The organism is Streptosporangium sp. NPDC002524 (genome assembly GCF_040295985.1).
Classification (GTDB): Bacteria; Actinomycetota; Actinomycetes; order Streptosporangiales; family Streptosporangiaceae; genus Streptosporangium.
Window position 1 is genome coordinate 62,298 of the sequence record NZ_JBEOWK010000025.1, and the last position, 21,521, is coordinate 83,818.

Genomic DNA, 21,521 nt, shown 5'->3' on the forward strand with positions numbered 1-21,521 from the left:
GGTTCCCGGCGGGCGTCAGGCGAAGGCGGGCAGGAAGCGTTTCTGGGCGGCGAGGAGGGCGTCGGTGAGTTCGGCGGCCGCGCGGGGGTCGGTCACCGCGCCGTCGGCGATCACGGCCTCCACCGCGAGGTCGCGGTCGCCGGTCATCGCCGCCTCGACGGCGAGGTAGACCGAGGACAGCCGCTGGGCGAGGATCGCGGTGAGCGGGGCCGACAGGTCGGGGACCGACACCGGGCGCAGGCCACGGGCGGTGGCCACCCCCGGGATCTCCAGGGCGGCGTCGTCGGGCAGGCCGGGCAGCGCGCCCCGGTTGGGCACGTTCACCGAGAACATCTCGCGCCGGTCGAAGACGATGGAGCGGATGATCGCGATGAGCTGCTCCTGCTCGCCGGTGGACCGCTCGAAGATCGTCTCGTCGAGCGGCACCTCGCCCGTGGCCTGGGCGCGCATCGACAGGTAGCGCCGCTCGCCCCACTCCAGGATCTCCGGAACCGAGAAGGCGTCCACGCCGAGCTTCTTGCCGTAGTAGTCGCCGCCGGTCCAGCGCTCGGGGAAGAACTCCAGCACGTGCCGGTCGTTGGCGGCCGGATAGGCGCCGTAACGGCGGAAGATCTCCCACGAGAACGGGTTGTGCCACGCCTTCCCGTTCTCCCAGATCGAGCCGATGTCCTCCGGCTCGGGGGGCACCGCCAGCTCCCGGTCGACGCGCTCGCGCACACCGGGCCAGGCGTCGGCACCGGCGTGCCGGAAGTCGTAGATGAACGTGAGGTGGTTGATTCCCGCGTACAGCGTCGAGGTCTCCTCGAACGGCAGCCCGGCGAACGCCGCGAGCTCCCGCTGCACGTGGTGCATGCCGTGGCACAGGCCCACGACCTCGACACCGGCGTACTTCGTCATGGCCATGACGTTGGCCGTCATCGGGTTGCTGTAGTTGAAGAAGTGCGCCCGCGGCGCCAGCGCCCGGATGTCGCGGGCGATCTCCACCATCACCGGCACCGTGCGCAGCAGGCGGGAAATGCCACCGGGCATGACCGAGTCGCCGACCGGCTGGAAGACACCGTGCTCCGCGCAGATCTCGTGGTCGGCCTGCCAGGCAGGGCGACCGCCCACACCGACGCAGGTCACCACGTAGTCGGCGCCCGGCAGCAGGTCCCGCCGGTCGGTCGAGTAACGCACGGTGATCTTGTCCTGGGCGCCGCGCGCCTCGACCATCAGCCCGGCGAGCCCGGCCGCCACGGAGAGCGCCTCCTCGTCGACGTCGACGAGGCGGATCTCCCAGGCGCCGAGATCGTCGGCCGAGATGAGATCGGCGAGCAGGCCGCGGGTGAACACCGCGCTGCCCGCTCCGATCAGCACCAGAACACGGGGATGGGTCATGGGGTGGAGAACTCCGATCTGGGCCTGTCTAGGCCTGGATGACGACGATGTCGCGGGCTCGCAGCGCCGCGACCGCCTCCGCGGGCGCGTGGGCGTCGGTGACCACGGTGCCGATGCGCGACACCGGCGCGATCCGCACCGCGCTGCGCTGGTCGAACTTGCTGTGGTCGGCGAGGACGACGAGGTGCCGGGCGGCCGCGATCATGTTGCGGTCGGTCTCGGCCTCGGCGAGGTGGGCGCCGAGCATGCCGTAGCCGGGGTCGAGCCCGTAGGCGCTGAAGAAGGCCCGGTCGATGTGGATGTCGGCGAGCGCCTGGGTGGTCAGGTGGCCGAGCAGGGAGAGCTCGACGTTGCGCAGCAGCCCGCCCAGCACGAGGACCTGGACGTCCTCGGTGGTGGTGCCGATCCCGTGGGCGATGGCGATCGAGTTGGTGACCACGGTGACGTCGGGCACCGAGGCGAGGTAGGGGACCATCTGGGCGGTGGTGGAGCCGCCGGTGAGCAGGATCGTACTGCCCGGCTCGATGAGCCCGACCGCCTCCTGGGCGATGCGGTGCTTCTCCTCCAGGTGGCGGACGGCACGCTCCATGATCGAGGTCTCCGCCGACTCGGCGCCGACGGCGATCGCGCCGCCGTGCACGCGGCGCAGCAGGCCGCGCTCGTCCATCTCGTCGAGATCGCGCCGGACCGTCGAGACGCTGACGCTCAGCAGCTCCGCCAGGTCGTCGACGCTGACCGACCCGTTGTCGCGCACGTAGTGCAGGAGCTTGCTTCTGCGCTTCTCGCTCAGCATCAGTAACCGGCCTTTCTGTCCACCAGGTTCAGGAGAGGCTCCCCGGCGATCAGACGGCGCAGGTTCTCGGTGAAGAGCGCGCGGACCTGATCGTGGTAGCCGGGCGCGAATCCTGCCACGTGCGGGGTGATCAGAACATCACTTTCGCGCCAGAACGGGTTACTCGCCGGAAGCGGCTCCTCGGCGAAGACGTCGAGGACGGCGTGACCGAGCCGGCCGGACCGCAGCGCGGCCAGCATCGCCACCTCGTCGACGACCCCGCCCCGGGCCGCGTTGATCAGCACGGCCCCCGGTTTGAGCCGGTCGAACGCCTCGGCGCCGAGCAGGTGGTGGGTCTCGTCGGTGTGCGGGACGGTCAGCACGACGTAGTCGGAGCGGGCCAGCAGCGAGTGCAGCCCCTCCGGGCCCGTCACCTCGGCGGGGGTCTCCCCGGCGGAGTCGCTGAAACGCTCGCCCTCGCGGGGCAGGCCGCGCCGCATGCCGATCACCCTCATCCCGAAGGCGTGGGCGAGCCTGCCGATCTCCTTGCCGATCCGGCCGTAGCCGACCACGCCCACCGTGGAGCCGGGGATCGGCCGGGGCATCAGGCGGCTCCAGCGGTAGTCGAGGTCGGGCCAGTGCGAGCGGCCCTGCAGGCCGATGATCTCCGGCAGGTGGTGGGCGTGCGCCAGGATCATCATCAGCACGTACTCGGCGAGGGGCTTGGGCGAGACGCCGCCGATCGTGGTGATCGGGACGCCGGAGGCCCACAGGTCGGTGCCCTTCACGTGGTCGCACCCGGAGGTGTCGAGCTGCACCCAGGACAGCCGCGGCGCCTGCGCACCGGCGGGGAACGCGGTGTTGGTGTAGAGGACGTCGGTGCGGGCCAGCAGCTCGGCGGGGATCTCCCCGGCCGAGGCCGCGAGGTGCTTGTAGACGCTGACGCCGGGGGAGACGGCGGCCACCTCGGCGAGCCAGGCGTCGTCGAAGTCGAGCGTCACGCACACGTTGATCATTTTCATTCCCGTCACCTGATGCCCGAGCGGGCCATGCCCTCGACGAAGTGGCGCTGGAAGAGCGCGAAGACCACGAGCATGGGGATCATCGACACCAGCGACATGGCCATCAGCGCGCCGTAGTCCTGGCCGTACTGGTTCTTCAGGAACAGCAGGCCGACCTGGAGGGTGTAGCTCTCCGGGTCCTTGAGCACGATGAGCGGCCAGGCGAACTCGTTCCAGCGCCACATGAAGGTGAAGATCACCAGCACCGCGATCAGCGGACGGCAGAGCGGCAGCACGATCTGGCGGAAGATCCGCATCTGCCCCGCGCCGTCGACCTCGGCCGCCTCGATCAGCTCGTCCGGGATGGCCATCATGAACTGGCGGGCCATGAACAGCCCGAACGCCTCGGCCAGCCGCGGCAGGATCACCCCCCAGTCGGAGCCGATCAGCCCGAAGTCGACCACCAGCTGGAACTGCGGCACCATCACCACCTGCACCGGCACCATCAGCGTGCTGATGACGAGCAGGAAGAGCACGTTACGGCCCGGGAAGCGGAGCTTCGCGAAGGCGTACCCGGCCATCAGGTTGATCACCACGGTGAGCACCACCGCGCCCACCGCGATCGTGAGCGAGTTGACGATCCAGGTGGGGTAGGGGAACTTGGCCCACGGGCCGGTGAAGTTGGCCCAGTTCAGGGAGGTCGGCCAGAGGTGCAGCTCCGAGCCCCGCAGCTCGTCGGGGGTGGAGAGCGCGGTGACGACCATCCAGTAGACCGGGAAGAGCATCGCGATCGCGCCGGTCACCGCGAAGGCCAGCCGCAGGCGCGCGGCCCGGCGCTCTCTCGCCGTGACCGCCGGGTCGCGGTCCTTTCCCGGCGTGGATCCGGGGAGCCGTCGCCCGGAGGGCCGTCGTCCGGAGAGCCGCCCGGGAATCCGGCGCCCGGGGGGCCGTCCTCGCCCGGCCGTGAGGTCCTCCGCGCGGCTGCCGTGGGCGTTCAGTGCCGCCATGACGATCTCCTCACGCGATGTCCCTGCGACGGTTGACCCGCCACTGGACGATGGTCATCACCAGCACGATCAGGTAGAGCAGCACGCCGATCGCCGAGGCGTAACCCTGCTGGCGCTGCTCGAAGCCGGTGGAGTAGGCGTAGGTGACGAGCATCGTGGTGGAGTTTCCCGGGCCGCCCCCGGTCATCACGTAGACGATGTCGAAGACCTGGAAGGAGTTGATGATCCCGATCACCACCAGGAAGAAGGTCGTGGGCGCCAGCGAGGGGATCGTGATCGACCGCAGGGTCTGCCACCAGGAGGCGCCGTCGCAGCGCGCCGCCTCGTAGACCTCCCGGGGGATGCCCTGCAGCGCCGCGAGGTAGACGACCATGTTGAAGCCGAGCCCGATCCAGAGGCTGACCAGCACCAGCGAGACCATCGCGGGCAGGCCCTCCGACTGCCAGGGCACCGGGCCGAGGCCCACCGCGCCCAGCAGCTCGTTCACGATCCCGAGGTCCTCGTTGAACATCCAGGCGGCGATGAGGGCGCTGCTCACGCCCGAGATGACCGCGGGCATGTAGTAGACCGCCCGGACCAGCCCCCGCGCCGGCATGCCCCGGTTGAGCAGCAGCGCCGCGCCCAGCCCCGCCACCAGGCAGAGCGGGACCGAGAGCGCCGTGTAGAGGGCCGTGTTGGCCAGCGCCTCCCAGAAGATCGAATCTGCCAGGATGTCCCGGTAGTTCTCCAGGCCGATGAACTTCGCGATGCCGAAGCCGCTGGTCTTCTGGAGGCTGATCCAGAAGATCCTGACCAGCGGCCAGAACATGAACACCGCGAAGACCACCAGGGCGGGACCCGCGAAGGCCAGCCCCGTGATCGCCTCGCGGACCCTCTTGGTCCGCAGGAGTCCGTGGCCGCCGCCGGGGCGGGGGGTCTTCCCCGTCCCGGGCCCAGCGGCCGGTCCCGGCCTCGCCGGGCTGCTCACCGATGCCATCTGCCTTGGGCCTCCTCAGCCGGTCACGTGCCTAACCAGGTCGAACGCCGAACGTCCGAACGCCGAATGCTTGACGTCCGGATGCCGGGTCAGGCGGAGATCGCCTTCTGGATCGACTGGGAGAGCGCGCTCAGCGTGTCGTCGGCCGACTGGCCGCCGGTGAAGTGCGCCTCCAGGTGCTGGACCAGCGAGTCGTTGACGGCGGCGAAGCCGGAGAGGGTCACCAGCTTCACCAGGTCGGCCGGCATGGTCGTCGCCTGCTGCTGGAAGACCGGCATCAGGTCGGCGGAGACGGAGTAGTCGAGCGTGGCCGAGGCCAGGTCCTTGCGGGAGGGCAGCACGGTGGTCTGCTCGCAGAACAGCTTCATGTTCTCCGGGGTGACCAGGAACTTGGCGAACGCGGCGGCGGCGTCGGGGAGCTTGCTCTGCGTGGTCACCACGACGGCGTTGCCGCCCAGGTCGGCCGCCGCCCCGCCGGCCCCGCGGGGCAGGAAGGTCGCGCCGAACTCCATGCCCTTGGCCCTGGTGCCGATGTCGGGCAGCAGGAAGTCGCCGACGAACGCCATCGAGACCTTGCCCGACGGGAACACCAGGTCGGGGGTGTTGGAGGTCTTGACCATCATGTTCTTCGGCATCAGCGCCCTGTCGTAGAACGACTTGGTGAAGGCGAGCGTCTCGCGCGCCTGCGGGGAGTCGAGGACGACGCTCCTGCCGTCGGCCGCCAGCGCCCTGCCGCCCGACTGCCAGAGCCAGTTGAACCAGCGGTAGGCGCCGTACTGCTGCCAGTTGACGCCGAAGGGGGCGCCGCCCAGGTTGGCGGCCTTGAGCCTCTCGGCGACCTCGATGAACTCCTCCCAGGTCCACGCGGTGTCGAGCGTGGAGGGCACCTCCTCGATGCCGGCCTTGGCGAAGTGGGCCTTGTTGTAGAGGATCGCCGAGGTGTCGGTGTGGTGCGGCACCCCGTACGGCTTGCCCTCGTACTGGACGCCGGCCCACAGCGCGTCGATGAACTGGGCGCCGTCACCCCCGACCGCGGCGCTCAGATCCTGCAGCACCCCCTGGGAGCTGTAGATGCCGATGTCGTTGTAGGTGACGCGGAACAGGTCGGGCCCCTGGCCCGACTGCAGCCTCGCGTCGAGGGTGGGACGCATCTGCTCGTACGGCAGCTGCTCGACCTTGATCTTCGTCCCGGAGTTCTGCTTCTCGAAGGCCCGGGCGATGGAGTTGAAGGCGCCCATCTCGGCGTCCGACCCCCAGACCGAGAAGGTGAGGGTGCCGGTCGCCGGCGCACCGGCGCCGCCCGCCGCGGGGGAGGGGGAAGAAGAGGCGCCGCAGGCCGCGAGTGCGCCGGTGGCGGCCGCGCCGACCACCGTGGTGCCTGCCGCGCGCAGGAGCTGGCGACGGTTGAGTTGCATGGGCTCTCCTCGGGGGGTCCGGTCGGTATCGCTGTTCCTATCAACTTCAGCCAGAAAGCGTCAATAGCTCTCAGCTATTCTGTGACGTGGAGCTTTACCGCCGCGACCGGGATTCCTTCGTCGATCTTCCGGCGTGTTGACAGGCCGCGCGAGGGGTGCGTACGGTTTCGCAGCGAAAGCTCTGAGAGTTTTTGACGTTAATTGAACGCTCGCGATCTTGGGGAGGGCACGTGGGCACCCGCCACGACGCGTCACCCCCCTGGGCGCTCGTCCCAGGGCCGCACGACGCCCAGCACCGCGGGCTTCCCGGGCACGCCCGGCAGGCTTGGCACGCCCGGCACCACGGGTCGCACGGGCACCACGGGTCGCGCGGATCCCTCCGGCGCGCCCATCCCGCTGGCGGGACCACCCGCGTCCTCGGCCGTGGCGGCCGTGGCGGCCGGGAACGCCGTGCCGGCGGCCTCGAGCGCGGCCGCGGAGATCTCCTCGGGGGTGTGCCAGTGCGCGGGCAGGCCCGCCCCCGGCGGGCGCCAGCCGAGCAGCAGGTGCCGCACCTCGGCGCCTTCCACGACCCCCTCGGGCAGGGGCGGCGCGGGGGCGTCCCGAGGCGCGGCGTGGCCGCTGGTCAGCAGGGCCACCAGCGGCCCGCCGACCCGCGCGGCGAGTGCCGCCCACGCCCCGGCGGGGGCGAAGGGCTGGTAGGCCAGGGCGAGGCCCAGCGGCCCGCGCTCCCCGATCGCGAGGTCGAGCGCGGCGGCGAGGGCCGCGACCTCCGTCACGTCCGCGACCACGGCGTCCGCCCCGGCGGGCACGCCGTGCCCCGACCGCGACACCACCGATACGCGCGACCCCCTGTCCACGAGCACCCGCACCGCCGGGGACAGGATTCGCGTCCCCCCGACGACCAGCACGTGAGGCGGAATGACTGACATGGATCTCCTCGTCGTCGGAGAGCTCAACGCCGACGTCATCGTGGAGTGCGGCGACGTCCGACCGGCGTTCGGGCAGGTCGAGGAGATCGTGGAGGACGCCACGATCGTCCTCGGCAGCTCCGGGGCGATCACCGCCTGCGGAGCGGCCCGCCTCGGCGCCCGCGTCGCCATGGTCGGGGTGGTCGGCGACGACTGGCTCGGCGAGTTCGTCCTCGACCGGCTGCGCGAGCGGGGGGTGGACACAAGCTACTGTCTGCGCAGACCTGGTCGTCGCACCGGCATGAGCGTCGTCCTGGGAGCCCGGGGCGACCGGTCGATCCTCACCTTCCCCGGGGAGATCGGCCGCCTCGCCGCCTCCGACGTGCCCGCCGAGGCCCTCGTCGCCGCCAGGCACCTCCACGTCAGCTCCTACTTCCTCCAGCGGGACCTGTGGCCCGGCCTGCCGGACCTGCTGCGCGCCGCCAGGGAGCGCGGTCTCACCACGTCGATCGACCCCAACTGGGACCCCGGCCGCTCCTTCGACCAGGGCCTGCCCGCCCTGCTCCCGCTCGTCGACTACCTGCTGCCCAACGAGGCCGAGGCCCTCCACATCGCCGCCGCCGCCGGGCACCCCGGCCTGGGGTCGGCGCGCGAGGCCGCGGCGGTGCTCGCCTCGCTCGGCACCGGCGCGGTGGTCAAGTGCGGGGCCGAGGGAGCCCTGCTGCACCGTCCCGACGGCACCCGGCTGCGGGTCACCGCGCCCGAGATCACCCCGCTGGAGACCACCGGCGCCGGAGACTCCTTTGACGCGGGCCTGCTCACCGCGCTGCTCGCGGGCGAGGACCTCGCCTCCGCCCTCCGTACGGCCTCCGCGTGCGGGGCCCTGTCGACCCAGGGGGCGGGCGGCACCGCCGCCCAGCCGGACGCGGCCCAGGCGGACGCGCTCGCCGCGACCCTGACCGTCGTCGACCTGGCCGAGGCCGCCTCCGGTACGGACGGCGGCGACGTCGCCGGCACCCGTCCCGCCGGAGCCGGTCCCGGCGACGTCGCCGCGGGCCCGCGTCCCCATCCGTCCACCGACTCGACCGTCACCCACCCACAGGAGAACCAGCAGTGACGACCACGACCGAGCCTCTCCTCGCCCGCCAGACGCAGGCCGAGGTCGAGAGCCAGCCGGAGATCTGGCAGCGGGTCCTCGACGTCGCCCCGAGCCTGCGCGGTGACCTGCCGGAGCCGGGCGCCAACGTGCTCGCCGTAGGCTGCGGCACCTCCTACTACGTCCTCGACTCCTACGCCCGCCTGCGGCAGCGCCTCGGGCAGGGCCGCACCCGCGCCGCGATCGCCACCGAGCTGGACGACGCCGACCCCTACGACGTGGCCGTCCTGCTCTCCCGCTCCGGCACGACCACCGATCTCGTACGGCTGGCGCGCGAGCTGTCGGAGCGCATGACCACGGTCGCGGTGACCGGCACCCCCGGCTCCCCGATCACCGAGGTCACCCACCGGCAGGTCCTGCTCGACTTCGCCGACGAGCGTTCCGTGGTGCAGACCCGGTTCGCCACCTCCGCCCTCACCCTCCTGCGCGCCTCCGCCGGCGACGACGTCTCGGGGCTGCCCGCCGGGGCCGCGGCGGCCCTCGCCGAGCCGCCGGTCGCCGATCCCGCCGACTACGACCACCTGGTCTTCCTCGGCACCGGCTGGACCCGCGGGCTCGCCGAGGAGGCCGCGCTCAAGTGCCGCGAGGCCGCCCGGCTGTGGACGGAGTCGTACGCCACGCTCGAATACCGGCACGGCCCCATCGCCTGCGCCGGGCCGCGCACCCTCGTGTGGTCGCTCTCCCCGCTGCCCGCCGACGTCTCCGACGCCGTCGCCGCCACCGGTGCCACCCTCCGCGTGGCCGGCGCCGACCCCCAGGCCGAGCTGGTACGGGTCCACCGCCTCGCGATCGCCTACGCCCGCGCCCGCGGCCTGGAGTGCGACACCCCCGAACACCTGTCCCGCTCGGTCGTCGTCGAGTAGTCCCGTGCCCGCCCGCCCGTTCCCCACCGCCGAGTGAGCCGCCATGCCCTTCCTCCAGCTCGTCACCGCACATCCGGTTCCCGCGCCGCTCGCGGAAAGCCTGGCCGGAGCCTTCGGCCGGGCGCTCGGCCTCCCGCCGGGGGCGGTGATCGTCCAGCGGGTCGCCTCCGGTCCCGGTCCCGGTCCCGGTCCTGATCTTGGCCTTGGTGTCACCGGAGCCGTCGCGCCCGCCGGGGGCGCTGTTCCCGCTCCGGCCGAAACCGCCGAGGCGGTCGTTCCCGGCGAAACCTCGGCGCCCGCCGAGGTAGCCCGGGAGGCCGTCGTCGACGCGGGGGCGGTGATCGTGGTCCGCGGGCGGCGGCGCGAGGCGGCGGCGATGCGCGAGGCGGTCGCGAGGGCGGGCACGCTGCTCGCGGAGGGACTCGGCCTGGATCCCGACCTGGTGCTGGTGAGCTGGCCGGACCCCGGCGTCGTCGCCACCGGCGGGGGTGTCCTGTCGTGATCCTCACCGTCACCCTCAATCCCGCGCTCGACGTCACCTACGACGTCGACGCGCTGGTCGTCGACGCCACCAACCGCGTCGCGGGGATGTCCGTCCAGGCCGGGGGCAAGGGCGTCAACGTCGCCCGGCTTCTCCGTCTCCTCGGTACGGCCGGGGACACCTCCTCCGGTTCCGGCGGGTTCGGGAGGCCGTTCGGGAGGCCGGGGGAGGCGGCGAGGGGTACGGAGATCGTGGCGCTCGGCTTCGCCGGTGGGGTGACCGGCGGGGAGCTCCTGGCCGATCTCGACAGGGCGGGGATCGGCCACGCGTTCGTGGCCTGCGCCGGAGAGACCCGCCGTACGGTCGCCGTCGTCGACGGCGGGGCCGGGACGGTCACCATGCTCAACGAGCCCGGGCCGGTCGTCACGCCGGGGGAGTGGGAGGCCCTGCGCGACCGGCTGGAGGGGCTGCTGCCCGAGGCCTCGGCCGTGGTCCTCTCCGGCAGCCTGCCTCCCGGACTTCCGCCGGACGCCTACGCGACCCTCGTCCGGCTGGCCACCGGGCACGGCGTGCCCGCCGTCCTCGACACGAGCGGGACGGCGCTCCGGCTGGCGCTCCGGGCGGGTCCCGAGATCGTGAAGCCGAACGCCGCCGAGCTGGCCGGCGCGCTGTCCGCCTCCGTCGCGGGTCCGGCGCCACCGTGGCCCGCGACGGGTCCCGAGGCTGGCCGTGCGACGGGCCCCGAGGCTGGTCCCGGGATGGGGTCGGCGGCTGGTCGTGCCAGGGGTTCCGCGTCGAGTTCCGTGTCGGGTTCCGCGGCTGCTTCCCTGGCCGGTTCCGTGGCCGGTTCCGTTACGGAGCACGCCGCCCCGGCCGGGCGTCTCCCCGGCGCCGACCCCGGCCCGTCCGGCTTGGCAGGGTTGGCCGGGTTGGCCGGGTTGGCCGGGGGAGCCGCCTGGATGCGCGGGGAAGGGGCCCGCGCGGTGGTGGTCTCCGACGGCCCGCGCGGGCTGTACGCCGACACTCCCGACGGACGGTGGAGGGCCGTGCCTCCCGAGGTGCCGGGAGGCAATCCCACCGGCGCGGGCGACGCGGTCGTGGCCGCGCTGGCACTCGGCCTGGTGAGCGGCTGGGACTGGCCGCGCGCCCTCGTCGAGGCCGCCGCCCTGTCGGCCGCCGCGGTCGGTCACCCCGTCGCGGGACGCGTCGACCCCGAGCCCTACCTCGGCCACGTCGACCGCGTCCACGTCGACCGCGTCCACCTTGATCGCGTCCACCTTGACCGTGTTCGCCCCGACCGTGTCCGCCCCGAAGACGCTCACGAAGAAAGCGAGGGCACATCGTGCCGTTGACCCCGGCGGGGGAGATCGTCACCGAGGCCCGGAGATCCGGGCGCGGGGCGGGCGCCTTCAACGTCATCCAGATCGAGCACGCCGAGGGCATCGTCTCCGGCGCCCAGGAGGCCGGGCTGCCGGTGATCCTCCAGCTCAGCGAGAACACCGTCGCCTACCACGGCACGCTGGCCCCGATCGGCGCGGCCTGCCTGGCCATCGCGCGGGCCGCCACCGTGCCGGTCGCGGTCCACCTCGACCACGCCACCCGTCCCGGCCTGGTCGACGAGGCCGTCGAGCTGGGCTTCGGCTCGGTCATGTTCGACGCCTCGGCGCTCCCGTACGCCGCCAACGTGACGGCCACCGCGGACGTGGTGAGGCGGGCGCGGCGGCGCGGGGTCCTCGTCGAGGCGGAGCTCGGCGAGATCGGCGGCAAGGACGGCGTGCACGCGCCGGGCGCCCGCACCGAGCCGGGCGAGGCGTCCGCCTACGTCGAGGCCACCGGGGTCGGCGCGCTCGCGGTGGCCGTCGGCTCCTCGCACGCGATGCTCACCCGCGACGCCGTGCTCGACTTCGACCTCATCGCCGCCCTCCGCGACGCCGTCCCCGTCCCGCTCGTGCTGCACGGCTCGTCGGGAGTGCCCGACGACGGTCTCGCGCGGGCCGTACGACACGGCATGACGAAGATCAACATCGCCACCCACCTCAACCAGGCGTTCACCGCCGCCGTGCGCGGCAGCCTGGCGGACCGGCCGGGGAAGGTCGACCCGCGCGGCTATCTCGGCGCGGCCCGCGACGCGGTCGCCGCCCAGGTCGCCCATCTGCTGCGCGTCCTGCACACGGCACACCAAGGAGATGACACATGAGCGGCCGATACGTCCCGCACCCCGACCCCGAGGGGGTCCTGGCCGACTGCGAGCAGCGGGCCCTGGAACGCGAGGGCATCCCGATGTTCCTCGCCCTGGAGGACCTGACCGGCCGGTTCCCCGGAGCGCGCGACCGCGCGGACGGCCCGGAGCTCGACCGGATCACCGGCCACTACGCCGGGCGGCTGCGCCCCGGTGCCGACGACGGCGACCTCGCGGCGCTCGCCTCGGTGCTCACCGTGGTGGCGCGGCTCCACTTCGACGAGGAGGGCCGGGCATGAGCGGCGGGTTCGCGGGCTACCGCACGGCGATGGACGAGGGCCGCTACCTGCGCGTCGTCAACTACCACAACACGCCGGAGTCGACGGCCGACCGGCTCCGCGAGGAGCTCGCCGCCTACGCGGCCTCGTTCGCCTGCGTCACGCTGGAGGATCTCGACCGGTTCTACGCCACCGGTGAGTGGGGGCTCGACCGGCCGGGTTTCATCCCCGTCTTCTACGAGGGATACCTCAACAACGCCACCGTCGCGGCGCCGATCTGCGACGAGCTGGGCATCGTCGCCTGGTTCCCGGTGATCACCCGCTTCATCGACTGCCCGGTCCCCGAGCAGCGCGCCTTCGCCGACGCGCACGACATCGACCTGGTCGAGGAGGAGCTGGGCGCCGAGCGGCTGGCCATGACCTGGGACCAGGTCGCCCGGATCGCGGAGCGGCACCTGGTGATCCCGCACACCGGCTCCCACGAGCAGATCTCCAAGGTCGTCACACCGGCCGACATCGAACGGGAGATCTTCGCACCGCGCCGCGCCGTCGAGAAGGTCACCGGCCGCGAGGCACCGGGCTTCGTGTGGCTGTACGGCTCGCCGTTCGGCACCGGCCCCGAACAGGACCGAGCGGTGCTCGACGCGGGGTACCGCTACCAGATCAGCAACACGATGATCCAGCGCATCGCCTGACCGCCCGATCACCCGATCGGCTGGTCAGCCGGCCGCCTGGCCGCTTGGCCGCCCGGCCGCCCGGTTGTTCGGGGGCCTCCGGCGAAGGCCGAAGTTCTCTGTTTCGGGCCGCGGTCCCGGAAACGAGCGGTCGCCTCGGCGGGATCCGCGAGGCCCGTGCGAGGCGGACGCACGGCGTTCCCGTACGTTTCCGGTCCGGGCCGTGGGCCTCCGCGCCGGGTCGCGCTGATTCGTACTGGATCGCGCCATGTCGAGGCCCGGCGCGAGGCGGACGCCCGGGGTTTCTGTACGTTTCCGGTCCGGCAGTGGACCTTCGTGCCGGGTGGCGCCATGTCGAGACCCAGCGCGAGGCGGGTGCCCCGGGTTCCCGTACGTTCCCGTTCCGGGGCGTGAGCCCTCATGCCGGGTCGCGTCAGGTCGCGGGCCTTTCGTGGGTGGGATGCGGTAGATCTTCGAGTCCCGCCATGTGAGACCGGGGCTCGGGCATCCTGAGACGTCTGCTAACGTGCTAGGCATGCTGCGCGGCCTGCTTCTTAGCTGCCGCGACGAGGGCCTGTAGAGGCCGGCTCCCTCGTCGCGGAGCGAGCCATGCGCGTCGGCCACGATTGTTTTCCCAGTCGAGGAGCCTTGCATGTATCCGCAGCAGCAGCCCAGCCCCATGCCGTTCAAGCGCTATGAGTCCTTCGCGCCGATCCGGCTGACCGACCGCACCTGGCCCGGCAAGGTCATCGACCGGGCCCCCCGGTGGTGCGCCGTCGACCTGCGCGACGGCAACCAGGCGTTGATCGACCCCATGGACGCCCACCGCAAGCTCCAGATGTTCGAGCTGCTGGTGAAGATGGGCTACAAGGAGATCGAGGTGGGCTTTCCCGCCGCCTCCCAGACCGACTTCGACTTCGTACGGCAGATCATCGAAGAGGATCTGATCCCCGACGACGTGGTGATCCAGGTCCTGACCCAGGCCAGGGCAGAGCTGATCGAGCGGACCTTCGAGTCGGTGCGCGGGGCCAAGCAGGCGATCATCCACCTGTACAACTCCACCTCCACCCTCCAGCGCCGGGTCGTCTTCGGCCAGGACCGCGAGGGCATCACCGCGATCGCGGTCGAGGGCGCCAAGCTCTGCAAGAAGCTGGCCGCCGAGATGGACGACACGGAGATCTACTTCCAGTACTCCCCGGAGTCCTTCACCGGCACCGAGCTGGAGTACGCGGTGGAGGTCTGCGACGCCGTCAACGACGTCTGGCAGCCCACCCCCGACCGCAAGGTCATCGTCAACCTGCCCGCCACCGTCGAGATGGCCACGCCCAACATCTACGCCGACCAGATCGAGTGGATGCACCGCAACCTGGCCTACCGCGACTCGATCGTGCTCTCCCTGCACCCCCACAACGACCGCGGCACCGCCGTCGCCGCCGCCGAGCTGGGCTACATGGCCGGGGCCGACCGGATCGAGGGCTGCCTGTTCGGCAACGGCGAGCGCACCGGCAACGTCTGCCTGGTCACGCTGGGCATGAACCTGTTCTCGCAGGGCGTCGACCCGGAGGTCGACATCTCCGACATCGACGAGATCCGCCGGGTCACCGAGTACTGCACCCAGCTGCCCGTCCACCCGCGCCACCCGTGGGGCGGCGAGCTCGTCTACACCGCCTTCTCCGGCTCCCACCAGGACGCCATCAAGAAGGGCTTCGAGCACCTGGAGCGCGACGCGGCCGCCGCGGGCGTCCCGGTCGAGGAGTTCGCCTGGGCGGTCCCGTACCTGCCGATCGACCCCAAGGACATCGGCCGTACGTACGAGGCGGTCATCCGGGTCAACAGCCAGTCCGGAAAGGGTGGGGTCGCCTACATCATGAAGGCCGACCACCACCTGGACCTGCCTCGGCGCCTGCAGATCGAGTTCTCCCGCGCCGTCCAGACCCACACCGACACCATCGGCGGCGAGGTGAACGCCACCCAGATGTGGGAGGTCTTCACCGACGAATACCTGCCCAACCCGGCCAGCCCGTGGGGCCGCCTGGGCCTGCTGGCCCACCGGACCACCTCCAGGGGTGACGGGAAGGACGCCATCAGCGCCGACCTGCGCCTCGACGGTGAGATCCGCGAGGTCGAGGGAGTCGGCAACGGCCCCATCTCCGCCTTCTGCGACGCCCTGGCCCGGGTCGGTGTCCAGGTACGCGTCCTCGACTACGCCGAGCACGCCATGAGCGCGGGGACCGACGCCAAGGCCGCCTCCTACATCGAGTGCGAGATCGGCGGCCGGACCCTGTGGGGTGTCGGCATCGACTCCAACACCACCACCGCCTCGCTCAAGGCCGTCATCTCCGCGGTCAACCGCGCCGGCCGCTAGCGGATCGGACCCGGGCGGCACGACCTCGCGCGGTCCGGGTGTACGGCCCCCACGCGGTCCGGGTGTACGGCTCTCGCGTAGTCCGGGCGGCACGGCCCACACACGGCCGAGCCGCCCGCGCCGCCCGCGCCTCTCATCCGGTACGGCTCTCGCGTACGGTCGCGCCGGTCGCGTTCTCTCCGTCCGGCACGTGAGCCGGTCGCGTCCCACGCTCGCTCACGCGGGCATCGCTTCTTCCCACGCCACTCCTTCCCGCACAGAGCCCCACCTCGTACGGCACGACCTGCCGTACGAGGTTCGACAGCCGCCCACAAGGCACCGATGTCGCCCACTCGACCGCGCCCACCGCGAGAACCGTCCGGGCGCGGTCGAGTCGTTTCCGCTCGCATCACGACACCGGGAGGCGCGTGACCGCGAGGCGACAGCCAAGACTCCCGCCACGGGACCGGCCACGGACATCACGGCCAGGGACATCACAGCCAGGGACATCACGGTCATGGATGCCGCGGTCATGGGAACCACCGCGAAACCCGTTCTCACCGTACGGATCGATGCGACAGGAACGCCCCCGAACCCCTCTCCAGACGGGCTACCCGGAGGCTCTGCCAACTGACAAATTCATGGCATTCCATGGCGAGTCGCTGCGAGACATCCCAACGTCGCCGATATAGCCTCTTCGCAGCTCAGGGCACAAATGATTCCCTCCGAACTGACCGAAAGCGACATATTCGGTTATTTGCGAAATTCGTTTTTATCGGGGGAATTCATGCGATGTATCCTCGGCCTGGCCACCGCCGGGCTCGTCATCCTCAGCGGTACCGCCGCCGCGGACGCGCAGCCACCGCGCCATACGCCTGACCCGTTCGCGGCCCAATCGATCGCCGATCCGCCCCCGTGGCCGCCCCGGCCGCTCCCGCTGCCCTACCCCCCGCCGCCTCGCCCGAACCCGGAGCCCCCGGAGCCCCCTGAGCCCCGTCCGCCGTGGGGGCAGCCGACCCCACCCCGGCCGCTCCCACCCCGGCCGCTTCCGCCCCGGCCGCTTCCGCCTCGGCCGACCCCACCCCGTCCGCCGTGGGGCCAGCCGATCCCGCCCCGGCCGATCCCGATCCCGCCGCCGCTGCCGTCTCGCCCGCCCATCGTGACCCCGCCGTGGGACCCGCCGGGCGGGCCGTACTCCAGGCGCCTCACGCTGACCGTCGAGAGGCAGGGCCGGGCACGGACCGTCCGGCTGGCGTGCGTGCCGACGTACGGCACACACCCTCGCGGGCCGGAGGCGTGCGCGCTGCTCGGCCGGGCGCAGGGCAATCCCGCCTATGTCAGGCTGCCGTGGGTGGCCTGCCCGCGGCACTACGACCCCGTCAGCGCGTCCGCGGACGGCACCTGGAACGACCACTACATCCGATACCGGCGGACCTTCAGCAACCAGTGCGAGCTGCGCGCCGCGACCGGAGCGATCTTCGACTTCTAGAACCCGTCAGAGCTTGTCGGCACCCGTCCCGCGGCGCACGCCCGGAACACGGGACGGGTGCCGAAGAGGCCGGAGAGGCCACGGAGACCGGAGAGACGAGAGGGATCGGGCGAGCCCGCCGCCGTACGGGCGGTTCCGGGCCCCGAGCGGGGGCCGCCCACCCCGGCGAGCCGTAAACTGGGAGGAAGTCCCAGGTCGGGCGGCCTCGCGCCACGCGCCGGCGACGCCCACGGCCAGGAGTGGATCCGCGGTAGGACGGGGTGAGACGGGGATGGGCAAGCAGCCTTCGGGAACCGTGCTGTCTTCTGCTCAGCGAGCGGCCATGCGGGATCTTCTGACCGCCGACCGCGAGAGGACGGTGACCCAGATCACCGCGCTGACGCGTGACTGGGACGATCTCGCCGACTCGTCGGCCCTGGTGGCCAACGACGACGAACACGACCCGGAGGGCGCGACGATAGCCTTCGAGCGGTCCCATCTCCAGGCCCTGCTCGACAGGGCGCGAGAGCACCTCGCCGCCCTCGACGAGATGGCCGAGCGGCTCCAGCAGGGCACCTACGGCGTGTGCGACGACTGCGGGCGGCCCATCGCCCTGAACCGCCTCAAGGCCCGCCCGATCGCCCGGACCTGCATCGAGTGCGCCGGACGCGCGCGATAGCGACTCGCGGCGAATGTAGCGAAATTCCTGAACTACCCTGGGTGCGGCGATGCCCGCCGTCGCGCCCCGGACGATCACCGGCCATGAGCCGTGTCCCGCAAGACCGAGACCACGATCGCCCGGCGCGACCCGTGCCCCTCACGGTCACCCGAGTGAGCCCGTGTCCCGCACGATCACCCGCGTGTGGCGCGCATCCGCCTCGTACGGCCTGACGTGAGGCGTAGAGAGGGCACATCGTGACCAGAGAATCGCGGAACTGGGCGGGCAACATCACCTACGGCGCCGCGCGGCTCCACCGCCCCGGCGGCGTCGAGGAACTCCAGGAGCTGGTCGCCGGCAGCGGCGCCGTCGGGGCCCTCGGCACCCGTCACTCCTTCAACGAGATCGCCGACCGTCCCGGCGGCGACCTCGTCTCGCTGGAGGGCCTGCCCGCCGGCTTCGAGCTCGACTCGGCGCGGGGCACGGTCACGGTGGGTGGCGGGGTGCGCTACGGAGAGCTGAGCCGGTGGCTGCACGACCAGGGGTACGCCCTTCCCAACCTCGGGTCGCTGCCGCACATCTCGGTCGCCGGTGCCTGCGCCACGGCCACGCACGGCTCCGGCGTCGCCAACGGCAACCTGGCCACCGCCGTCTCCGGCCTCGAACTGGTCACCGCGGACGGTGAGATCACCGTCCTCAGCCGCGAGAAGGACGGCGACCGCTTCGCCGGGGCCGTCGTCGCCCTCGGCGCGCTCGGCGTCGTCACCAGGGTCGTCCTCGACGTCGTCCCGGCCTTCCAGGTGCGGCAGTACGTCTACGAGAACCTGTCGTGGGCGCGGATGGAGGAGCACTTCGACGAGATCCTCTCGGCCGCGTACAGCGTGGGCCTGTTCACCGGCTGGAGCGGCTCCGGGATCGACCAGGTGTGGGTGAAGCGCCGCGACGGCGAGTCCGGCCCGTGGGAGCCGGCGCCGACCTGGCTGGGCGCCACGGCGGCCACGGCCGACCGGCACCCGCTGCCGGGGCTCTCCGCCGTCAGCTGCACCGCGCAGATGGGCGTGCCCGGCCCCTGGTACGACCGGCTGCCGCACTTCCGCCTGGACTTCACCCCGAGCAGCGGGGAGGAGCTCCAGTCGGAGTACCTGTTCCCGCGCCGCCACGCCCTCGCCGCGCTCCGCGCGCTGGACGCGGCCGGGGACGTCATCGCCCCCGTCCTGCAGGTCTCGGAGATCCGTACCGTCGCGGCGGACGACCTGTGGCTGAGCACCTCCTACGGCGAGGACACCGTCGCCGTCCACTTCACCTGGAAGAAGGACTGGCCCGCGGTGAGCCCGGTGATCGCGGCGGTCGAGGAGCTGCTGGAGCCCTTCGAGGCCCGTCCCCACTGGGGGAAGCTCTTCCTCATGGGGTCCGAGCGCCTGGCCTCCCTGTACGACCGGCTTCCGGACTTCCGGCGGCTGGCCGCCGAGCTCGACCCGGCGGGCAAGTTCCGCAACCCGTTCCTCGACGCCCGCCTCTTCGCCGGTGATTCTTCTTCCTGACCGTTCCCAGCCCCAACCTTGATCCGGACATCAGCTCACAAGCGGATCGCACGAGCTGAACCGGGTAGTCAACTCCCATCACAGTGAGTAACGGTGTGATACCTGCCGTAATAGCTCGTGAATCCAGCGCTGGTGACGAGGGGGATAAGCATGGAACGCAATACGGTCGTGCGCGCGATGCACGACGTCGGGCTGGCCGCCTGGTTCGGGGGCTCGTTGATGGGCGCGATCGGCCTCAACGGCGCCACCGCCGTGGTCAGTGACAGGAGCGAGCGCCTGCGGGTGGCGAATGTGGGATGGGGGCGCTGGAGGCCGGTCAACGCCGTGGGCATCGGTGCCTTCCTCATCGGCTCCGTCGGCCTGCTGGCGGCCAACAAGCAGCGGGTGGCGCACCAGCAGGGGGTGGGGGCGAGCACCGCGGTCAAGGCCGCGCTCACCGTCGCGGCACTGGCCGCGACCGGCTACACCGGGGTGCTCGGCGCCAAGCTCGCGGACGCGGGCGACGTGCCGGTGGAGGCCGCGGTGAAACCGGAGAAGGAGACCCCGGACGACGTCGCCAAGACGCAGCAGCAGCTGCGCCTCATGCAGTGGGTCGTCCCGGCCCTCACCGGGCTGATGGTCGTCCTCACCTCCCTGCACGGGGAGCAGCAGCGGCCGGGCGAGGTCATCCGGGGGGCCGTGCGCAAGAAGTTCTCCCGGTAGGGGACTCCGGCCGGCCTCACGACGATCATCGCCGAAGTCGTGGTCTGTCTGAATGTTTTTGTTTCGAGGGGCTTTCCAATGATCATTGGAAAGCCCCTCGAAACAAACGATTTGTCTTTTGGCTGGTCGAATCGGTCATCTTTACTCCGGCCGGATCGACCCCCGATGAGGCCATCCCCGTGGGAGTTTCCCCTGCGAAGGCGCGGTTCCGCAGGAGTCGTCCCACCTACCTCTCCGCGCATGCAGGCCAAGCTCAACCGTTGAGGAAGTCGATCGCGCGTTCGTCCAGGTCCTGGGCGCAACGTAACCCCCTGGCACGAAACGGCGTCAGGCTGCGGCGCATGGCCACCACCGCTTTGCGTGTACGGACGGAGTGCACTCCGTCCATGACGTCCATTGCCCGACCCCAGGTCGCGCACGCCTGCTCGACCCCGCCCTGCGCCGCCTGCGTCTCGGCCTGGGCGACCAGGTCAAGGGCGACGATTCGCGCGTACGTTCCGGGTGGCCGGCTCGCCGCCGCGACGGCGTACTGCTCGGCGGCTCCGCTCCGGTCGCCGAGGGTCTCGAAGACCTTGGCGGTGCGCGAATGGACGGTCGCGACCGGCGGCCCCCATGCCAGAGCCCAGAACGGCATCTCATCACCCTGCTCGGCAGCCAGGTAGGTACGCGCGCGTTCCACCTCCTGGATGGCCGAGTGGCGTTTACCCGTCTTTGCCAGGGCATGCGCGTGCGTGACCGCGAACAGCGCCTCGGTCTGCGCGTCGACCTTTCCGCGGATCCGTGAAAGGCCGCTCTCGGCGAGAGCGAGGCAATGTTCCGGCCGGTGCAGTTTCATCCCTTGCTGAGCCATGGTCCGCATGACGAACGCGTCGTGCCCGATGACTCCGGAATCGGTGGCCAAAGCGTAGGACTGCAGGTAGTAGCGCTGAGCGAGACCTTGCTCTCCGGCGTCGTACGCTTTCCAGCCCGCCAGGTGCACACCGGAAGCGGCGGCGGAGACCATGTGCCGACGCGCCTCTTCGGTGCGGAAGCGACCTTGGCAGAGGGCTGCCACATCGCTCATGAGGTACTGAACGAGCGCGGAGCGGCCATGTTGACCGCCGTGGCGCTCGTCCATCTCGGTGAACATCCTCACCATGTCCCGAACCGCTGCTACCTCCGCGTTCCCAGCGATGCCCCCTGCGCGGGCCGTCGCCGCGCGGGCCGCCATGTCGCGGACGTGTTCCAGAGGTAGGACAGCGGCGGCTACGGAGTACGCGGAGGCTGACAAGAAGCGTCGTCGGTCCAAATCCGCTCTCCACATCCAGGCCAGGACGCCCAACGGGTCGGGACCGATGGACAGTCCGATGCTGTCGTCTTCTTCCCGGCTTGCGGGGGAATGCAGACCGAGGTCATCCAAAGTTACGACACGTCCCAAACGGCGTGACAGTGCTTCAGCCAGATATCGCCCGGTCTGACCCGAGGGCAGGGTCCCGGCGATCCAGTGGTCAACGGCCGACTTGTTGGTCCGTAGAGACTCGCCGTTCTCCGAGGCCACCTTCCGTACCGCGTGTGCGAGTGCCGCGTACGTCCATCCGGACTCCGCGACGACGTCTTTCAACCGACTGTTCGGTGCGCGCTGCGTCATGGCCAACCCCGTATACCTCGTATACCGATCCGCCTCCCCGTAACCGTACTCGTCAGGGGTGATCGCGGGTTCACTTACTGTTACCCCCTCG

20 protein-coding genes are annotated in these 21,521 nt (G+C 71.5%); 12 read left to right on the plus strand and 8 right to left on the minus strand.

All coding sequences use genetic code 11. From position 1 onward, the window contains the following. Positions 1-15 precede the first annotated feature (15 nt). The 7 genes from ABT053_RS33630 to ABT053_RS33660 all read right to left on the minus strand — a co-directional run bounded on the left by ABT053_RS33630 (position 16) and on the right by ABT053_RS33660 (position 7,480). On the minus strand, positions 16-1,377 hold the full coding sequence (locus tag ABT053_RS33630; RefSeq protein WP_350974621.1) for a family 4 glycosyl hydrolase: 1,362 nt from the start codon (positions 1,375-1,377) through the stop codon (positions 16-18). Between the two features lie 28 nt (positions 1,378-1,405). Continuing rightward, on the minus strand, positions 1,406-2,170 hold the full coding sequence (locus ABT053_RS33635) for a DeoR/GlpR family DNA-binding transcription regulator (RefSeq protein ID WP_350974622.1): 765 nt from the start codon (positions 2,168-2,170) through the stop codon (positions 1,406-1,408). After that, positions 2,170-3,171 carry a D-2-hydroxyacid dehydrogenase gene (locus ABT053_RS33640; RefSeq protein WP_350974624.1) on the minus strand — a complete coding sequence of 334 codons (1,002 nt, stop codon included), beginning with the start codon at positions 3,169-3,171 and terminating at the stop codon, positions 2,170-2,172. Before ABT053_RS33640 ends, ABT053_RS33635 begins: the two co-directional genes overlap by 1 nt. 5 nt (positions 3,172-3,176) lie before the next feature. Then, a complete protein-coding gene (locus tag ABT053_RS33645) occupies positions 3,177-4,157 on the minus strand; it encodes a carbohydrate ABC transporter permease (protein ID WP_350974625.1) in 981 nt (326 codons plus the stop codon). A 10-nt stretch (positions 4,158-4,167) separates the two neighbouring features. Continuing rightward, a complete protein-coding gene (locus ABT053_RS33650; protein WP_350974627.1) occupies positions 4,168-5,133 on the minus strand; it encodes a carbohydrate ABC transporter permease in 966 nt (321 codons plus the stop codon). An 89-nt stretch (positions 5,134-5,222) separates the two neighbouring features. After that, entirely contained in the window at positions 5,223-6,548 is a 1,326-nt protein-coding gene (locus ABT053_RS33655; RefSeq protein ID WP_350974629.1) for an ABC transporter substrate-binding protein, read from the minus strand. Positions 6,549-6,799: 251 nt separating this feature from the next. After that, positions 6,800-7,480, minus strand: coding sequence for a Rossmann-fold NAD(P)-binding domain-containing protein (locus ABT053_RS33660; protein ID WP_350974630.1), 681 nt, complete (start codon positions 7,478-7,480; stop codon positions 6,800-6,802). Between ABT053_RS33660 and ABT053_RS33665 the strand changes: the two genes are divergently transcribed. The 12 genes from ABT053_RS33665 (at position 7,470) to ABT053_RS33720 (ending at position 19,803) form a co-directional block, all read left to right on the plus strand. Next, positions 7,470-8,576 carry a carbohydrate kinase family protein gene (locus ABT053_RS33665; protein WP_350974632.1) on the plus strand — a complete coding sequence of 369 codons (1,107 nt, stop codon included), beginning with the start codon at positions 7,470-7,472 and terminating at the stop codon, positions 8,574-8,576. The genes ABT053_RS33660 and ABT053_RS33665 overlap by 11 nt on opposite strands. Continuing rightward, complete coding sequence (locus ABT053_RS33670) at positions 8,573-9,478, plus strand: SIS domain-containing protein (RefSeq protein ID WP_350974634.1); 906 nt, start codon at positions 8,573-8,575, stop codon at positions 9,476-9,478. Before ABT053_RS33665 ends, ABT053_RS33670 begins: the two co-directional genes overlap by 4 nt. A 43-nt stretch (positions 9,479-9,521) precedes the next feature. Beyond that, positions 9,522-9,980 (plus strand): hypothetical protein, encoded by a 459-nt coding sequence (locus ABT053_RS33675; RefSeq protein ID WP_350974636.1) that lies wholly within the window; start codon positions 9,522-9,524, stop codon positions 9,978-9,980. Then, entirely contained in the window at positions 9,977-11,311 is a 1,335-nt protein-coding gene (locus ABT053_RS33680; protein WP_350974638.1) for a 1-phosphofructokinase family hexose kinase, read from the plus strand. The genes ABT053_RS33675 and ABT053_RS33680 overlap by 4 nt, the downstream gene beginning before the upstream one ends. Beyond that, complete coding sequence (locus ABT053_RS33685; protein ID WP_350974639.1) at positions 11,302-12,156, plus strand: class II fructose-bisphosphate aldolase; 855 nt, start codon at positions 11,302-11,304, stop codon at positions 12,154-12,156. Before ABT053_RS33680 ends, ABT053_RS33685 begins: the two co-directional genes overlap by 10 nt. After that, positions 12,153-12,437 carry a hypothetical protein gene (locus ABT053_RS33690; RefSeq protein ID WP_350974640.1) on the plus strand — a complete coding sequence of 95 codons (285 nt, stop codon included), beginning with the start codon at positions 12,153-12,155 and terminating at the stop codon, positions 12,435-12,437. Before ABT053_RS33685 ends, ABT053_RS33690 begins: the two co-directional genes overlap by 4 nt. Further along, the gene (locus ABT053_RS33695) at positions 12,434-13,111 is read left to right on the plus strand and encodes a polysaccharide deacetylase family protein (protein WP_350974641.1); all 678 of its coding nucleotides are present in this window, start codon (positions 12,434-12,436) and stop codon (positions 13,109-13,111) included. The genes ABT053_RS33690 and ABT053_RS33695 overlap by 4 nt, the downstream gene beginning before the upstream one ends. Positions 13,112-13,742: 631 nt before the next feature. Further along, positions 13,743-15,455, plus strand: a complete 1,713-nt coding sequence (gene leuA, locus ABT053_RS33700; RefSeq protein WP_350974642.1) for a 2-isopropylmalate synthase — start codon at positions 13,743-13,745, stop codon at positions 15,453-15,455. A gap of 1,138 nt (positions 15,456-16,593) precedes the next feature. Then, positions 16,594-16,923, plus strand: a complete 330-nt coding sequence (locus ABT053_RS33705; protein WP_350974644.1) for an SSI family serine proteinase inhibitor — start codon at positions 16,594-16,596, stop codon at positions 16,921-16,923. A gap of 322 nt (positions 16,924-17,245) precedes the next feature. Continuing rightward, a complete protein-coding gene (locus ABT053_RS33710) occupies positions 17,246-17,581 on the plus strand; it encodes a TraR/DksA family transcriptional regulator (RefSeq protein ID WP_350974645.1) in 336 nt (111 codons plus the stop codon). Between the two features lie 236 nt (positions 17,582-17,817). Next, positions 17,818-19,101, plus strand: a complete 1,284-nt coding sequence (locus ABT053_RS33715; protein WP_350974647.1) for a D-arabinono-1,4-lactone oxidase — start codon at positions 17,818-17,820, stop codon at positions 19,099-19,101. Positions 19,102-19,251: 150 nt separating this feature from the next. After that, complete coding sequence (locus tag ABT053_RS33720) at positions 19,252-19,803, plus strand: hypothetical protein (RefSeq protein ID WP_350974649.1); 552 nt, start codon at positions 19,252-19,254, stop codon at positions 19,801-19,803. 253 nt (positions 19,804-20,056) lie between these two features. On the opposite strand, the gene ABT053_RS43520 is transcribed toward ABT053_RS33720, so the two are convergent. Next, complete coding sequence (locus tag ABT053_RS43520; RefSeq protein ID WP_502991931.1) at positions 20,057-21,430, minus strand: NsdA family TPR-like regulatory protein; 1,374 nt, start codon at positions 21,428-21,430, stop codon at positions 20,057-20,059. Between the last annotated feature and the right edge of the window lie 91 nt (positions 21,431-21,521).

Coding starts and splice junctions, on each gene's coding strand:
- ABT053_RS33630 (WP_350974621.1), bottom strand. CDS start 1,377: ATGACCCATCCCCGTGTTCTGGTGCTGATCGGAGCGGGCAGCGCGGTG.
- ABT053_RS33635 (WP_350974622.1), bottom strand. CDS start 2,170: ATGCTGAGCGAGAAGCGCAGAAGCAAGCTCCTGCACTACGTGCGCGAC.
- ABT053_RS33640 (WP_350974624.1), bottom strand. CDS start 3,171: ATGAAAATGATCAACGTGTGCGTGACGCTCGACTTCGACGACGCCTGG.
- ABT053_RS33645 (WP_350974625.1), bottom strand. CDS start 4,157: ATGGCGGCACTGAACGCCCACGGCAGCCGCGCGGAGGACCTCACGGCC.
- ABT053_RS33650 (WP_350974627.1), bottom strand. CDS start 5,133: ATGGCATCGGTGAGCAGCCCGGCGAGGCCGGGACCGGCCGCTGGGCCC.
- ABT053_RS33655 (WP_350974629.1), bottom strand. CDS start 6,548: ATGCAACTCAACCGTCGCCAGCTCCTGCGCGCGGCAGGCACCACGGTG.
- ABT053_RS33665 (WP_350974632.1), top strand. CDS start 7,470: ATGACTGACATGGATCTCCTCGTCGTCGGAGAGCTCAACGCCGACGTC.
- ABT053_RS33660 (WP_350974630.1), bottom strand. CDS start 7,480: ATGTCAGTCATTCCGCCTCACGTGCTGGTCGTCGGGGGGACGCGAATC.
- ABT053_RS33675 (WP_350974636.1), top strand. CDS start 9,522: ATGCCCTTCCTCCAGCTCGTCACCGCACATCCGGTTCCCGCGCCGCTC.
- ABT053_RS33690 (WP_350974640.1), top strand. CDS start 12,153: ATGAGCGGCCGATACGTCCCGCACCCCGACCCCGAGGGGGTCCTGGCC.
- ABT053_RS33695 (WP_350974641.1), top strand. CDS start 12,434: ATGAGCGGCGGGTTCGCGGGCTACCGCACGGCGATGGACGAGGGCCGC.
- leuA (WP_350974642.1), top strand. CDS start 13,743: ATGTATCCGCAGCAGCAGCCCAGCCCCATGCCGTTCAAGCGCTATGAG.
- ABT053_RS33710 (WP_350974645.1), top strand. CDS start 17,246: ATGCGGGATCTTCTGACCGCCGACCGCGAGAGGACGGTGACCCAGATC.
- ABT053_RS33720 (WP_350974649.1), top strand. CDS start 19,252: ATGGAACGCAATACGGTCGTGCGCGCGATGCACGACGTCGGGCTGGCC.
- ABT053_RS43520 (WP_502991931.1), bottom strand. CDS start 21,430: ATGACGCAGCGCGCACCGAACAGTCGGTTGAAAGACGTCGTCGCGGAG.